The sequence below is a fragment of the Streptomyces sp. PR69 genome (assembly GCF_026420845.1).
In the GTDB taxonomy this organism is placed as follows: Bacteria; Actinomycetota; Actinomycetes; order Streptomycetales; family Streptomycetaceae; genus Streptomyces.
In genome coordinates, this window is the sequence record NZ_JAOWCB010000035.1 from 43,180 (window position 1) to 57,332 (window position 14,153).

General features: G+C 69.7%; 16 protein-coding genes and 1 pseudogene. 13 read left to right on the forward strand and 4 right to left on the reverse strand.

Annotated features, from left to right (window positions below):
• Positions 1 to 3: 3 nt before the first annotated feature.
• Positions 4 to 597, reverse strand: coding sequence for an NUDIX domain-containing protein (locus tag OF819_RS24945; protein WP_267245876.1), 594 nt, complete (start codon positions 595 to 597; stop codon positions 4 to 6).
• 108 nt (positions 598 to 705) lie between these two features.
• Between OF819_RS24945 and OF819_RS24950 the strand changes: the two genes are divergently transcribed.
• The 3 genes from OF819_RS24950 (at position 706) to OF819_RS24960 (ending at position 3,807) form a co-directional block, all read left to right on the forward strand.
• Positions 706 to 2,361, forward strand: coding sequence for an FAD-binding dehydrogenase (locus tag OF819_RS24950; RefSeq protein WP_267245877.1), 1,656 nt, complete (start codon positions 706 to 708; stop codon positions 2,359 to 2,361).
• A 128-nt stretch (positions 2,362 to 2,489) separates the two neighbouring features.
• Positions 2,490 to 3,179 carry a molybdopterin-dependent oxidoreductase gene (locus OF819_RS24955; RefSeq protein ID WP_267245892.1) on the forward strand — a complete coding sequence of 230 codons (690 nt, stop codon included), beginning with the start codon at positions 2,490 to 2,492 and terminating at the stop codon, positions 3,177 to 3,179.
• A complete protein-coding gene (locus OF819_RS24960) occupies positions 3,121 to 3,807 on the forward strand; it encodes a cytochrome b/b6 domain-containing protein (RefSeq protein WP_267245878.1) in 687 nt (228 codons plus the stop codon). Before OF819_RS24955 ends, OF819_RS24960 begins: the two co-directional genes overlap by 59 nt.
• Here OF819_RS24960 and OF819_RS24965 read toward each other — a convergent pair.
• Positions 3,802 to 4,370, reverse strand: a pseudogene (locus OF819_RS24965) (gluconokinase). The gene OF819_RS24960 and the pseudogene OF819_RS24965 sit on opposite strands and share 6 nt — an antisense overlap.
• A 145-nt stretch (positions 4,371 to 4,515) precedes the next feature.
• Between OF819_RS24965 and OF819_RS24970 the strand changes: the two are divergent.
• Positions 4,516 to 5,601 (forward strand): S-(hydroxymethyl)mycothiol dehydrogenase, encoded by a 1,086-nt coding sequence (locus tag OF819_RS24970; protein WP_267245879.1) that lies wholly within the window; start codon positions 4,516 to 4,518, stop codon positions 5,599 to 5,601.
• A complete protein-coding gene (locus OF819_RS24975) occupies positions 5,601 to 6,230 on the forward strand; it encodes an MBL fold metallo-hydrolase (protein WP_267245880.1) in 630 nt (209 codons plus the stop codon). The genes OF819_RS24970 and OF819_RS24975 overlap by 1 nt, the downstream gene beginning before the upstream one ends.
• On the opposite strand, the gene OF819_RS24980 is transcribed toward OF819_RS24975, so the two are convergent.
• Entirely contained in the window at positions 6,215 to 7,159 is a 945-nt protein-coding gene (locus OF819_RS24980) for an RluA family pseudouridine synthase (RefSeq protein ID WP_267245881.1), read from the reverse strand. The genes OF819_RS24975 and OF819_RS24980 overlap by 16 nt on opposite strands.
• Positions 7,160 to 7,611: 452 nt before the next feature.
• Between OF819_RS24980 and OF819_RS24985 the strand changes: the two genes are divergently transcribed.
• From OF819_RS24985 to OF819_RS25020, 8 genes are all read left to right on the forward strand, one after another.
• Positions 7,612 to 7,821, forward strand: a complete 210-nt coding sequence (locus OF819_RS24985; protein ID WP_189418471.1) for a hypothetical protein — start codon at positions 7,612 to 7,614, stop codon at positions 7,819 to 7,821.
• A complete protein-coding gene (locus tag OF819_RS24990; protein WP_267245882.1) occupies positions 7,805 to 8,317 on the forward strand; it encodes a DUF6879 family protein in 513 nt (170 codons plus the stop codon). Before OF819_RS24985 ends, OF819_RS24990 begins: the two co-directional genes overlap by 17 nt.
• Positions 8,314 to 9,147 carry a helix-turn-helix domain-containing protein gene (locus OF819_RS24995; RefSeq protein ID WP_267245883.1) on the forward strand — a complete coding sequence of 278 codons (834 nt, stop codon included), beginning with the start codon at positions 8,314 to 8,316 and terminating at the stop codon, positions 9,145 to 9,147. Before OF819_RS24990 ends, OF819_RS24995 begins: the two co-directional genes overlap by 4 nt.
• A 301-nt stretch (positions 9,148 to 9,448) precedes the next feature.
• Positions 9,449 to 9,571, forward strand: coding sequence for a hypothetical protein (locus OF819_RS25000; protein ID WP_267245884.1), 123 nt, complete (start codon positions 9,449 to 9,451; stop codon positions 9,569 to 9,571).
• Positions 9,572 to 9,649: 78 nt separating this feature from the next.
• Positions 9,650 to 9,787: a hypothetical protein gene (locus tag OF819_RS25005; RefSeq protein WP_173456875.1), complete on the forward strand. Its 138-nt coding sequence runs from the start codon at positions 9,650 to 9,652 to the stop codon at positions 9,785 to 9,787.
• A 14-nt stretch (positions 9,788 to 9,801) separates the two neighbouring features.
• On the forward strand, positions 9,802 to 10,989 hold the full coding sequence (locus OF819_RS25010; RefSeq protein ID WP_267245885.1) for a cupin domain-containing protein: 1,188 nt from the start codon (positions 9,802 to 9,804) through the stop codon (positions 10,987 to 10,989).
• Positions 10,986 to 11,891: an aldo/keto reductase gene (locus OF819_RS25015; protein WP_267245886.1), complete on the forward strand. Its 906-nt coding sequence runs from the start codon at positions 10,986 to 10,988 to the stop codon at positions 11,889 to 11,891. The genes OF819_RS25010 and OF819_RS25015 overlap by 4 nt, the downstream gene beginning before the upstream one ends.
• Positions 11,872 to 12,726: a hypothetical protein gene (locus tag OF819_RS25020; RefSeq protein WP_267245887.1), complete on the forward strand. Its 855-nt coding sequence runs from the start codon at positions 11,872 to 11,874 to the stop codon at positions 12,724 to 12,726. The genes OF819_RS25015 and OF819_RS25020 overlap by 20 nt, the downstream gene beginning before the upstream one ends.
• 21 nt (positions 12,727 to 12,747) lie before the next feature.
• Here the strand turns inward: OF819_RS25020 and OF819_RS25025 are convergent, their stop codons facing one another.
• A complete protein-coding gene (locus tag OF819_RS25025) occupies positions 12,748 to 13,581 on the reverse strand; it encodes a recombinase family protein (RefSeq protein ID WP_267245888.1) in 834 nt (277 codons plus the stop codon).
• Positions 13,582 to 14,153: the final 572 nt, after the last annotated feature.

Sequence of the window (14,153 nt, forward strand, 5' to 3'; positions counted from 1 at the left end):
ACCTTACGTGTGCTCCGCCCTCCCGCCCCCGCCGCCGGCTGCGCCCCGGCTGCCAGTTGCGCCCCCGCTGGCCGCGGGTCCCCCGGACCGGAACGCCTTCAGCCGCTCGTACGCCGCCAGCCCGTCCGGCACCCACCTCCAGTCGCCGATCCTCCGCTGAAGCTCCTCCTCCGGCAGAAAGGCGTGCCAGGCGACCTCCTCCGTCTGCGGCCGCACCGGCAGCTCGCAGCGCACCTCGTACACATACGACCACCAGCTGTGCCGAGGGCTGCCCCCTCCCTCGTACAGGAACTTGAACAGCGGCGTCGGAGCGGGCAGCCCCGAGACCCCCAGTTCCTCCTCCGCCTCGCGCAGCGCCGCCTCGTCGTAGCTCTCTCCCGCACCCACGACGCCGCCGACGAACATGTCGTAGTGGGAGGGAAAGACCAGCTTCCCCTGCGTGCGGCGGTGCACGAAGACACGCCCCCGCGCGTCCTTCGCCTGGATGAACACACAGCGGTGGCGCAGCCCCCGGGCATACGCCTCTCCCCGCGGGGCCTGACCCACCACCCGGTCCGCGGCGTCGACGATGTCCAGGATCTCGTCAGCAGAACTCATGCGGACAGCATGCCCTGTCACACCTGTTGACTCGTTACTGGCGCGTACGGAAGATCGGACCACTCGCCCGGGCCGAGGGGCGACGACAAGCCGACGAGGGTGGCAGCCATGGCGTACGACGCTGATGTGATCGTGATCGGGGCGGGGCTCGCCGGGCTGGCCGCCACGGCGGAGCTCGTCGACGCCGGACGCACCGTCATCCTGCTGGACCAGGAGCCCGAGCAGTCCCTCGGCGGACAGGCCCACTGGTCCTTCGGCGGGCTCTTCCTCGTCGACTCGCCCGAGCAGCGCAGGATGCGCATCCGCGACAGCCAGGCGCTCGCCCTTCAGGACTGGCTCGGCACGGCCGGCTTTGACCGCGACGAGGACCACTGGCCCCGGCAGTGGGCCGAGGCGTACGTCGACTTCGCCTCCGGAGAGAAGCGGGCCTGGCTGCGCGCCCAGGGCCTGCGCTTCTTCCCCGTCGTCGGCTGGGCCGAGCGCGGCGGCTACGGCGCGCGCGGCCACGGCAACTCCGTACCCCGCTTCCACATCACCTGGGGCACGGGCCCCGGCGTCGTCGCCCCCTTCGAGCGCAGGGTCCGCGAGGGCGTCGCCCGCGGCCTCGTCACCCTGCGCTTCCGGCACCGCGTCACCGGCCTCGGCGGCAGCGCGGGCGCGCCGGACACCGTCAGCGGCGAGGTCCTGGAAGCGTCGTCCGCGGCGCGCGGCGCCGCCAGCAGCCGCGAGGTGGCCGGCGCCTTCGAGTACCGCGCCCAAGCAGTGATCATCTGCTCGGGCGGCATCGGCGGCAACCACGACCTCGTCCGCGCCCAGTGGCCCGAGCGGCTCGGAACGCCGCCCGAGAAGATGCTCTCCGGCGTCCCCGCCCATGTCGACGGGCTGATGCTGGGCATCGCCGAACGCGCCGGCGCCAGCCACATCAACCGCGACCGCATGTGGCACTACACCGAAGGCATCGAGAACTGGAACCCGATCTGGGCCCGCCACGGCATCCGCATCCTGCCCGGCCCCTCCTCCCTCTGGCTCGACGCCCGCGGCCGCCGGCTGCCTGTGCCGCTCTTCCCCGGCTTCGACACCCTCGGCACCCTCGAACACATCATGCGGTCCGGCCATGACCACACCTGGTTCGTCCTCGACCAGAAGATCATCGGCAAGGAGTTCGCCCTCTCCGGCTCCGAACAGAACCCCGATCTGACGGGCAAGTCGGTCCGTGACGTCATCGGCCGCGCACGCGCCGATGTGCCGGGCCCGGTCAGGGCGTTCATGGACAAGGGCGTCGACTTCGTCGTGGCGCACGACCTGCCCGCCCTGGCGCGCGGCATGAACGCCCTCACCAAGGAGCCGCTCATCGACGAGGACGACCTGCGGCGCGAGATCGTCGCCCGGGACCGGGAGATCGCGAACCCGTTCACCAAGGACCTCCAGGTCACCGCCATCCGCGGTGCCCGCCACTACCTGGGCGACCGGCTGATCCGCACCGCCGCCCCGCACCGCATCCTCGACCCCAAGGCCGGACCGCTCATCGCCGTACGGCTGAACATCCTCACCCGCAAGTCCCTCGGCGGCCTGGAGACCGATCTGTCCTCGCGGGTCCTCGACGGCGGCGGCGAGGTGCTGCCGGGGCTGTACGCGGCGGGCGAGGCGGCCGGCTTCGGCGGCGGAGGCGTCCACGGCTACCGGTCCCTGGAGGGCACCTTCCTGGGCGGCTGCCTCTTCTCCGGCCGTACGGCGGGCCGCGCCGCCGCGAAGGCTGTGGCGTGACCCGCCGGGGCAGTCGCCACGAGGTATGACGGAAGTCTGACGTCTTCCGCTTCTCCCTGGTCCACGGGGCCCGAGGGTGTTCGAATCGAGGCGTGAGCAGACACCATCCCGACGCCGAGGGCGCGCCCATGGGACGCCGTATCGTGCTGTCCATGCTCGGGCTGGGCGCGGCCGGAGTCGTCGCCGCGCCGCAGCTCCAGCGCGGACTTGAGTCATTCCTGGGCGCGGCGGCCGACAAGGACCCCACAGGACTGACCGAACTCCTCCCCAACGGCGGAGGATTCCGCTACTACTCCGTCGTCTCCTCCGTGCCCCGCAAGGACGAGTCGAGCTACCGGCTGACCGTCGACGGGCTGGTCGACCGCCCGGCGACGTACACCCTCGACCAGCTGCGCGCGCTGCCGCAGACCCGGACGGTACGGGACGTCCAGTGCGTCACCGGCTGGCGCGTGCCGGAAACGCCCTTCTCCGGGGTGAAGCTGTCCGCGCTGCTGGACGCGGCGGGCGTACGGCCCGAGGGCAAGGCGATCCGCTTCACCTGCTTCGACGGCGTCTACAGCGAAAGCCTCACCCTGGCGCAGGCGCGCCGGGACGACGTCCTGGTGGCGCTGCAGATGCAGGACAAGCCGGTCAGCCACTCCCACGGCGGCCCCGTCCGGCTCTATGTGGCGCCGATGTACTTCTACAAATCGGCGAAATGGCTCTCCGGGATCACCGTCACATCCGACGTCCAGCCCGGCTACTGGGAGGAGCGAGGCTATGACGTCGACGCCTGGGTCGGCCGTTCCAACGGCCGCACCGACGCCCCCACCGTCTGAACAGACCGGAAGAGCGGGACGGGTACGGCGGTTCAGCCGGGCCGAGCGCTGGGTGCACCGCACCACGGCCGCGCTGATGCTGCTGTGCATCGCCACCGCGGCCGCCCTGTACGTGCCGCAGCTCGCCGAACTCGTCGGCCGCCGCCCCCTGGTGGTCACCCTCCACCAGTGGTCGGGCCTGCTGCTGCCCGCGCCGTTCCTGCTGGGCCTCGCTTCACCCGCCTTCCGAGCCGATCTGCGCCGGCTCAACCGCTTCCAACCGCACGACCGCACCTGGCTGCGCGCGGCACGGCGGCGCGACCGCAGCCCGGAGTCCCGGCCCGCGGGGAAGTTCAACGCCGGACAGAAGGTCTACGCGGGCTGGATCGCCGGAGCGGTGCTGCTGCTGCTCGCCACCGGACTGCTGATGTGGTTCACCTCGCTCACCCCGCTGGTGTGGCGCACGAGCGCGACCTTTGTCCATGACTGGCTCGCACTCGCGGTCGGCATCGCCGTCGCCGCCCATATCGCCAAGGCCCTCGCGGACCCCGAGGCGCGCCGAGGGATGCGGACGGGGTGGGTCGAGCGGGGGTGGGCGCGGAGAGAGCATGCGCTGTGGCGGGCGGACGAGCCGGACGGGGGCTCATAGTGAGCCCGTCCGGCGATTGAGGACCGGGGGTCTGGGGGCGGAGCCCCCAGTTCTGGGAAGCGCCCGCAGTGCCTGCGCCACGACCTCCTCCACCGTCCCCGACACCTCGACCGCCGCCCCCGCCTCATCGCCCCCCAACGGCTCCAACGCTGCGAACTGCGAATCCAGCAGCGCCACCGGCATAAAGTGCCCGCGGCGCGCCGCCATCCGCGCCTCGATGAGCGCACGCTCCCCGGTGAGATGGAGGAAGACGATCCCGGGGCCGCGGCCCGCAGCCGGTCGCGATAGCGCCGTTTGAGGGCGGAGCACGACACCACGCCTGCCAGCCCCCGGTCCGACCGCCCGCGGGCCCAGGCGCCGACGGAATCCAGCCATGGCTCCCGGTCCACATCGTCCAGCGGCGTCCCGGCGGACATCTTCGCGACATTCTCCGGAGGGTGGAAGCCGTCGCCCTCGGCGTACTCCACCCCCAGCGCCTCGGCGAGCAGCGCGCCCACCGTGCTCTTGCCGGTGCCCGCCACGCCCATCACGGCCACGACGACGCCGTCTGTGCTCACTGCCATGGACACGACCGTACGAGATGCCGTACGAGACGCGGGCAAGAGGTGGGCAAGCGGTGGGCAAGAGGCCGAAAACACCCTCCCGGCCCCGCCGGGCGGCCGACAATCGACGGCATCCGCTGGCCGACGAGAAAAGGCAGGTTCTGCGATGCCGCAGCAGGTGCAAGGCGTGATCGCCCCGGGCAGGGACGAGCCGGTGCGCGTCGAGACGGTCACCGTGCCGGACCCGGGGCCGGGAGAGGCCGTCGTCCGGGTGCAGGCCTGCGGCGTCTGCCACACCGATCTGCACTACAAACAGGGCGGAATCAACGACGACTTCCCGTTCCTCCTCGGCCATGAGGCCGCGGGCGTGGTGGAGTCCGTCGGCGACGGGGTGACGGATGTGACCCCCGGCGACTTCGTCGTCCTCAACTGGCGCGCCGTGTGCGGACGCTGCCGGGCCTGTCTGCGCGGCCGCCCCTGGTACTGCTTCGACACCCACAACGCCCGGCAGAAGATGACCCTCGGCGACGGCACGGAGCTCTCACCCGCCCTCGGCATCGGCGCGTTCGCCGAGAAGACCCTCGTCGCCGCCGGCCAGTGCACCAAGGTGGACCCCGCCGTCGCCCCGTCCGTGGCCGGACTGCTCGGCTGCGGCGTCATGGCGGGCATCGGCGCGGCCGTCAACACCGGCCAGGTCGGCCGCGGCGACACCGTCGCCGTCATCGGCTGCGGCGGCGTCGGCGACGCGGCGATCGTCGGCGCCCGGCTGGCGGGCGCGGCGAAGATCATCGCCGTGGACGTCGACGCCCGCAAACTGGACATCGCACGGACGATGGGCGCCACCCACACCGTCGACTCCCGCACCGCGGACCCGGTCGAAGCCATCCGCGAACTCACCGGCGGCTTCGGCGCGGACGTCGTGATCGAGGCCGTCGGCCGCCCGGAGACATACAAGCAGGCCTTCTACGCCCGTGATCTGGCGGGCACCGTCGTCCTCGTCGGCGTCCCCACCCCCGACATGACCCTGGAACTGCCCCTGCTGGACGTCTTCGGCCGCGGCGGCGCGCTCAAGTCGTCCTGGTACGGCGACTGTCTGCCCTCCCGTGACTTCCCCATGCTCATCGATCTGCACCAGCAGGGCCGTATCGACCTCGCCGCGTTCGTCACGGAGACGATCGGGCTGGGCGAGGTGGAGAAGGCGTTCGCCCGGATGCACGAGGGAGACGTGCTGCGCTCGGTGGTGGTCCTCTGATGGCCGCTCGCGTCGACCGGCTCGTCACCGCGGGCGTCTTCACCCTCGACGGAGGCAGCTGGGACGTCGAGAACAACGTCTGGATCGTCGGCGACGACCACGAGGCCGTCGTCATCGACGCCGCCCATGACGCCGAGGCCATCGAAACCGCCCTCGGCGGCCGCACCCTGCGCGCCATCGTATGCACCCACGCCCACAACGACCACATCGACGCGGCCCCGGCGCTCGCCGCCGCGACCGGCGCCCCGGTGCTGCTGCACCCCGACGATCTGCCGCTGTGGCGGCTCACCCACCCCGGGCGCGCCCCGGACGGCGAACTCGCCGACGGGCAGACGCTGACCGTCGGCGGCGTCGGGCTGACCGTGCTGCACACCCCGGGCCACGCCCCCGGCGCGGTCTGCCTATACGCCCCCGCCCTGGCCACGGTCTTCACCGGGGACACGCTCTTCCGCGGCGGGCCCGGCGCGACCGGCCGGTCCTACTCCGACTTCCCGACGATCGTCGACTCCATCGCCAAGCGGCTGCTCACCCTGCCGCCCGAGACCGCGGTGCGCCCCGGCCACGGCGATGCGACGGCCATCGGCGAGGAGTCACCGCACCTGGAGGAGTGGATTCAGCGCGGCCACTGAGACAGCTCACGGCGGCTGACGAACCGGCACGGCTCGCCCGTGACCGGGTCCGTGAACTCCAGGACCCTCGCGAGGAGCTGCAGCGGACGCGCATAGTCGTCGGGGGCCTCGTCCCGTACCGCCGGATACAGCGGGTCGTGCAGGATGGGCAGCCCGAGGCTGTTCATATGCACCCGCAGCTGATGCGTACGGCCCGTGGCGGGCGTCAGCCGGTACCGGCCAAGCCCGCCACGCCGCTCCGCCAGCTCGATCCGGCTCTCGCTGTTCGGCTCGCCGCCCGGCGCCTCGCGGGCGGCGAGCACGCCCCGCTCCTTGACGATCCGGCTGCGCACCGTCCGGGGCAGCGCCACACCGGGGTCGTAGGGCGCGACCGCCTCGTACTCCTTGCGCACCCGCCGGTCCCGGAACATCGTCTGGTACGCGCCGCGGTCCTCGGGCCGTACGACGAACAGGACCAGACCGGCCGTGAGCCGGTCCAGCCGGTGCGCGGGCTGCAGGGCGGGGATGCCCAGCTCCGTGCGCAGCCGCGCCACCGCCGTCTCGGTGATATGCCCGCCGCGCGGCGTGGTGGCGAGGAAGTGCGGCTTGTCGGCCACGACCAGCCGCTCGCCGCGATACACGATCCCCACCTCGAACGGCACCCGTTCCTCCGGGGCGAAGTCCCGGTGGAACCACAGGTGCAGCCCCTCGGCATACGGCTCGTCCGCCGTGACCCCGCGCCCCTCCTCGCCGACGATCCGCCCCTCCCGGAACAGCGCGGCCACGCCGTCGACGCCGATCGCCCGCCCGTAGCGTGCGGTGAGGTACGCGCCCACGGTGCCCCAGCCGCCCGCCGGGTCCCCGGGCAGCCGGACATGCACAGGATCGATCCCGTCGCGCTGCGCGAGCGGCGACGGCGGCGCGGAGCGGCTGCTGGATCTGCGTCTCACACCGAGACTGTACGAAACGCCGAGAACCCCAGCCGGGCTGGGGTTCTCTCTGGTGTCCGAGGGGGGACTTGAACTCTCCACTCGGGCACCAGCCCCCAACCGCTCTGACCTGGGGAAACGCCCGCTGACAGGCTTGGTTTCGGCGGGCGTTTCTCCTGTTCTTTCCTGCTGTTTCAGGCGCGTTCCGGCCCCTGTTGGTCATGCGTTGGTCACGTGACCAACCCTCTTCCGAGGCGTCCGTCCCTGGTCAGGCTTCCGGGACGGCGCCACGGGGCTACGCCCAGTCTGCACGGGCGCGTACGTGACCACGCACCGGGGGGTGAGCCGGGGTGGTCGCCGCCCTGTTTATGCAAGGACACGCATAGTCGCGTTCGCGCATAGACGCGTGACACCGCCCCCTCTAGTGTCGTTGGGCAGGCGGCCCAAACGGGTCCAGAGCAAGGGGGTTTGGCATGTCCGAACGTTCGGCACTCACCCGGCTCACGGGCAACGGCAACGGCGAGTGCGGAGAGAAGGACTGCCCGAACGTGTACCGCACGGCTACCGGGTCGTTCGTGGTGCAGGGCGACGTGTCCGACGCCTTCACCCCGCCCTCCGGCGAAGGGCTCGTGGAAATCCCGGAGGCAGTTCTCAGGGAGGCGTTCCGTGCACTTGGATGGTGACGCGTGGAATGACTGCTTCGATTCCATGGAGCGTGAGGCGTGGCGGCTGGAAACGCTGCCCACCTACACCATGCCCCAGGAAGCGGAGAAGCTGAAGCGCTTTCTCGCCGGGGAGAAATCCCCCGACGATTACACGTCGGCATGGATGGACGAGGTTCGGCAATGGACCTCGGAAGGAAAGAGCGTCGGCAGGGTGCACGTCGTGACCCGCCCGCTCTCGGACTACCTTCGGTTCGAGTTCGAGTATTACTACCGGCACCACGTGAAGGTGGGCGAGGATATCCGCATCCTCGACCTCACCGACCGGGAGAACCCGGGACTTCCGGATCAGGATTTCTGGATGTTCGATGAGTCCAAGGTGGTCCTGATGAACTACCGGGCAGACGGGACGCAGATAAACCGGGAGCTGTACGAGGGTGATCCGGAGCCGTACCGGCAGTGGAAGCGGATTGCCGTTGCCGAGTCGGTTCCATTCCTGGAGTACGTGAGCGGGTGACGTTCGACCCTGAGCAGATGGGCCAGCCTAAACAGGAACTGGCGGCCCTGCTGAAAGAACTACGCAAGCGAGCCGGCCTCACTGGAGACCGGCTCGCTCGGCGTTGCAACATGTCCCAATCGAAGATCAGCCGGATCGAGAATGGGAAAGCTCAGCCGAGTCTGCTGGACCTGGAAAGAATCCTCCGGGCCGTCGTGGCTCCGCCCGAGGTCATCGAGGAGGTCATCGCCCTTGCACGGCTGGCCAACACCGAATGGCAAGACTTGCGCTCGCTGCGCCGTAGGGGCTTGGAGAAGAAGCAGACTGAACTTGCAGCCCTCGAATCCTCGTCTACGGAATTCCGCTTCTTCCTGCTCTCGATGATTACGGGACTACTGTCCACCCCTGAGTACATCCGGGCCAGCCTCGCCCATTCCCCGACCGATGTCACTAAGACGATCGCGAGGAAGCTGGAGCGGCAAGAGGTTCTTTACGACACGAAGAAGCGGTTTACCTTCATCCTGACCGAGCAGGCTGTGAGGTGGCCGCTCCTGCCTCCGGCTGCGATGGCGATGCAGATTGACCGGCTGGCCTCACTGACTCACCTTACGAACGTGAAGCTCGGCGTTATCCCAATCGCGGGATACAAGCCCATGGCGCCCATGGACACCTTCACCGTATATGACAACACGCTGGCCACTGTGGAGAACACGACCGGTGTCGTGATCCTGAGAGATCCAAGAGACATCGAAATGCATCTCGAACTGTTCTCCACGCTGGAGGGTTACGCGTTGTTCGGGGAGGAAGCGCGAGCCTTGTTGGCGGAGTGGTCTGCCGCTTGCCGTTCATGATCTTTAGTCCATGACGGGAAAGAACTACACAGCCGCCGGTTTCTGGGCCAATGATTTCCCCCATGGCGGCGACCGAGCGAGACGAAACGAGAAACCGCGACGGCGGGCGCATGACTTTGCGGGTGTCGTACGACGGCGGTAGGACGTACGGCCCGGTTCGTGAGGTGCAGGTGGACCCGCGCAACGCAGTGATCTTGGGTTCACCGACCAAGTACCCGCCCTGCGGGTGCCCTCGCTGCACGGGCCGCAGTTCGCCGTCTGTGAGCGATCTCCGCCCTGTCGCGGTGGAGCCGAAGACGGCGTGAGTCGTGGCCTGGGCCGCTGGGTGCTGCGCCACTTCGGCCGGTACGCGGGGCCGCTGTACCTGGCCATGATCCTCGGCGGCTGTGCCCTGGTTCTCGCCGGATCCCTGGCGATCCGGTAGCCGCCGGACTCGCCGCTGTCCCCCTTTGCTTCCCGCCTGACCCCGGGCGGGAGTCCCCGAGAAGAGAGAGGTAGTCCGATGGTGGAAGAGAACACCGGTTCCGTGGCCCCCGAGGGGGGTGGCCTGCTCATCGCGAAGCGGAAGATCGTGGCCGCGCGCACTCGTGCCGAGCAGGAGTCGGACGTCAGCGGTGGCCGTTCCGACGGCAACGACTGACGGGAGCGCCCACGGTGCTTGATGCAGCCTCGTGGGCGGGGCGTCTGGGCGGGGACAAGTTCCTCGCCCGGACGTACCACCGCTCCTACGCACACATCCCCGGAGCCGCCGACACGGCGGGCCTGTTCTCCTGGGACGACCTGAACCGAATCATCGCCACACAGCGGCTGGAGCCGCCCCGGCTGCGCCTCTCGGTCGACGGCGAGATGGTCCCGATCCACCGCTACGCCATCCCCACCACGAACCGCCGAGCGGTCACCTGGTCCCGCATCCAACCGTCCGACTTCCACGCCCAGCTCAGGGACGGGGCGTCGCTGGTCCTCGACGCGGTGGAGAAGATCCACCCCGCTGTGGGGGCGGCTGCGGAGGGGCTGGCTCGCTTCCTCAGGACTTCCGTGCAGGCCAACGTGTACGCCTCGTGGACCGAGCGGGAGGGCTTCGGCCGGCACTGGGACGACCACGACGTGGTGGTGGTCCAACTGCATGGCTCGAAGCGGTGGCGCCTGTGGGGGATGACCCGCGAGGCGCCCACCTTCCGGGACGTGGAGTCGCCGGAGGAGCCGGAGGGCGACCCCCTGGCGGACCTCGTTCTGTCCCCGGGTGACGTGCTCTACCTGCCGCGCGGCTGGTGGCACGCGGTCACCGCTGACCAGGGGACGGAATCCCTTCACCTCACCTTCGGCACGGTCACGCACACGGGCGCTGACCTGATGCTCTGGGTCGTGGATCAGCTCCGGGCGTCCCTCGCGCTCCGCAGGGACATCCCACGCTTCGGTTCGCTGGCGGAACAGGCGGACTTCATCGACGCCGTGCGCCGTGAGGTGACCGACATGATGGCGGACCCGCGCCTCGTGGAGCGGTGGGCGGAGTCGATCGACACGACCGACCTGGGCCACGCGATTCCGTCCCTGCCCTACGTAGACGGGCTCCCCGCACGAGGGGAGATCACGGTCAAGCTGACCACTCCGAGGGGCCGCCTGACGGCGAACCCGGCAGAGGGCACGGTCACCTTCTCGGCAGCCGGTACCGCGTGGGACTTCGCCGAGTCCGCCGCTCCCGCACTGGGCACGCTGCTGACCAACCAGCCGACCACGCTGGGCGAGATGGCCGACTCCGCCGGACTGGAAGTCAAGGACGTAGCCGAACTGGTCTCCGTCCTCATCGACGGCCACGCCGTCGCAGTCGTGGGGACGGCGCTGTGACCGCCGCGCTCTCCCTGGGGACATACCGCGTGCGTGCCGTCAGTCAGGCGGCACGCACCGCCCTTGCAGCCGGTAGCCCCTGGGTGGACACGGCACCCAACTACGCCCACGGTCGGGCGCACGAGGAACTGCGCCCGCTTCTCAGGGAGTACCCGACCGTGCGGGTAGCCACGAAGGCGGGGTTCTTCACGGAGGAACAGGGCCGCACCGCACTGGCTGACGGCGTGCTCACCCGGGAAGAGGCGGCCGGTAGGCACAGCCTTGAGCGGGGCTTTGTCCGCTGGCAGACGGAGCGCTCGTTGGCTGCGCTCGGGCGCGTGGACCTGGTGTTCGTGCACAACCCGGAGCACGACGGCCAGGGCCTTGACCGTACGGCTCTGCACAGGCGGGTGCGGGAAGCCTTTACGGCGCTGGAGGAGTTCGCCCAAGCGGACAGGATCGGCGGGTACGGCGTCGCCACTTGGTCGGGTCTGACCTCCGGGGCGTTCAGCGTGCCCGAGTTGCTCACTCTCGCCCGGCAGGCGGCGGGTTCCGCCGAGCACCATTTCACGGGCTTGCAGATGCCCGTCAGCCTGATCATGGATGCCCCGATCACACAGGCCCTGAACGGTGGCGGACCACTGGTGCAGGCGAAGGACGCGGGGCTGATCACGTTCGGCTCCGCGCCCCTGCACGGGGGCGCCCTCCTCGATGCCATGACACCCGAACTGGTGAACCTCATCCGCCCTGGCTTGTCTGCCGCAGCCGCTGCCCTGCTGGCCGCTGGCTCGTGCCCTGGCCTCGATGTCGTCCTGACTTCCGCGAGCACCCGTGAACACTGGGACGATGCGGCGAAGGCTCTGGCTGCGCCTCTGACGGCCCAGGAACTCAAGAGGGTGACGGATGAACTCGCCGGTGAATGAGGAGGTGCAGGCCCTGATGGAGGCCGCCCACGACCGGGCGGCCAAGGCACTGGGTCTCACCTGCACGGGGCCGCTGGCGTGGGGCTTCCTTGGCGTCACCCTCGGACGCCGAGCGGGGGACCGGTGGCTGCGGGTGAGCCGGACGGCGAAGAGGAACGCGGGCAGGAAGCAAGGGGAGGGCATCGTCGGCGCCTCTGAGCTGGTGCCTGACGGCGTTCCTCGTCCCCGCCTGTACGAGGTGCACGACTGGACTGACGGGGAGTGGGCTTTCGAGGCGGAAGTCCTTGACTACGTGACGCAGCCGATCGTGTCTCCGGACCGGGCCGACATCGACCGCGACCCGGGGTTGCCTGACGAGTGGTGGGCGGACCTTCGCCAAGCCCTTGCACTGCTCGCTGAAGTGGAGGGTGTGAAGACGACCGTCCGGGATGGGTGGATCGAACGGGCCTTCCCCCAGTTCCTTGGCATCCCGGCACCCGCCAAGGTGGAGCGGGTGACCGGTCACGGTGACCTGCACTGGGGCAACCTCACCGCTGCGCCCCTGTGCCTGCTGGACTGGGAGCGGTGGGGCTTGGTGCCCTTCGGCTACGACGCGGGGCTCCTCCACGCCAACAGCCTGCTCGTTCCCGACGTAGCCGCTCGCATCCGCAGGGAGTTCGCGCCGACCCTCGACACCCCGGCCGGCCGAATCGGGGAACTCGCCGCGCTGGCGGAGATGCTGCAAGCCGTAGCCCGTGGCTGGTATCCCGCCCTTGCACCCCGGCTCGTTGCCCGTGCGGAGGCGCTCACCGGTGTTCGCCCACCCGTCCCGGTGCGCTCCGAGGTGAGCGCCTGACTGCGCCCCTGTGTGCCTGTCTCAGGCGCTCTCACCGATGTGCCGGTACAAGGTTGCCCGGGAGATCCCCAGCGCCTTGGCGATGGCGGTGACGCTCTCTCCCTTGGCGTGCCGGGCACGGGCCACGGCTAGCTTGTCGTCGTCCACGACGGAGGGGCGTCCACCGTGGTTGCCCTTGCGGGCCGCAGTGTCCAGCCCCTCCAACGTCTTCTCCCGGATGCCTTCTCGCTCTACCTCTGCGGCCACGGCCAGGACGGCGAACACGATCGCGCCTGCACCGTTCGGGTCGTACACACCCTGCAAGGGGCCGGAGAGGAGTTCCAGTTGGATGCCGTCCGCTTGCAGGGTGGAGGACAACGTCATGAGTTCTGCCGCGTTGCGGGCAAGCCGCTTCATCTCGACCACGGTGAGGATCACCGGTTGGTTCGGTGCGGCTGTCTTGATGTCCCGGGCCAGGGCCAACGCCTTCTCCAGTTCCGGCCGCTCCTTCACGCGGGTACTGATCTTCTCCGAGAAGACGCGGTTGCAGTCGGCGCGGGCGAGTAGATCCAACTGGGACTGGAGTTCCTGCCCGACAGTGGAGCAACGGGCGTAGCCGATACGTATCGCTGCGCCCGGCGTCGCCTCGGGGGCCTGCACCACAGGTGCGCCTTGCGTCCATGCCTTGCCGGGGTTGCGGTCGGCCGGGGTCTTCACGGCGAGTTCCGACTTGAGAGACGGCACGAGGGCGAAGCGGCCCGTGTGGTAGTTCGCTGCCACCTTGCCCGCTCCCGTCCGGCAGGGGCTACCGGCAGGGGCTTCGCACTTCGGGCAGGGGTGACGCTCGACCTGATCGGCCGGGGTGTTCGTGGTCATGGCCAGACCGTCTCATAAACGTGTCTCGAAAGCCAGTCGTGAGACGGATCTTTTGAGACGGGTTTCGAGACGCTGGAGTGAGGGCGAAGCGGACATGCCCCGGAGTTCGGCGCAGCGTCTCACTATCGAAGGTTATTGAGACGTCCTGTCGTGATCACTCTCCGCGTTGCCCGTGGCCCTAGCGCTCGTGCCCGTGGTCCTGGTGCTCGTGCCCACCACCCCGGACAGTGGGGCGCTGCCGCGCCCTGGCTTGCGCTTGCTCTCTGCCCTGACTGCCTAGCCTGTCGTGAGGCTGTGTGCTTGCCTGAGCGCCTGCCGCTTCGCCCTCGTCACCTCGGGAGTCGTGCGGCCTGTCGGCCGCCCACAGAAGCGCACAGCCGTTCGTCTGCCATGCAGCACGGGCAAGTCTGCCAACGGCGGAGGGAAGGGCAGGGCTCACGCCTGCCAGGGCGACGGCGAGACGGACAGCCGAGACGTACGAGGCGACGGCGAAGGGGGTGGGGTATGACCCCTAGGGCCTGTCCGGCGGATCTTTGAGTGATCTGGCGCTCGTGGCCGTGTAATTGGTCATG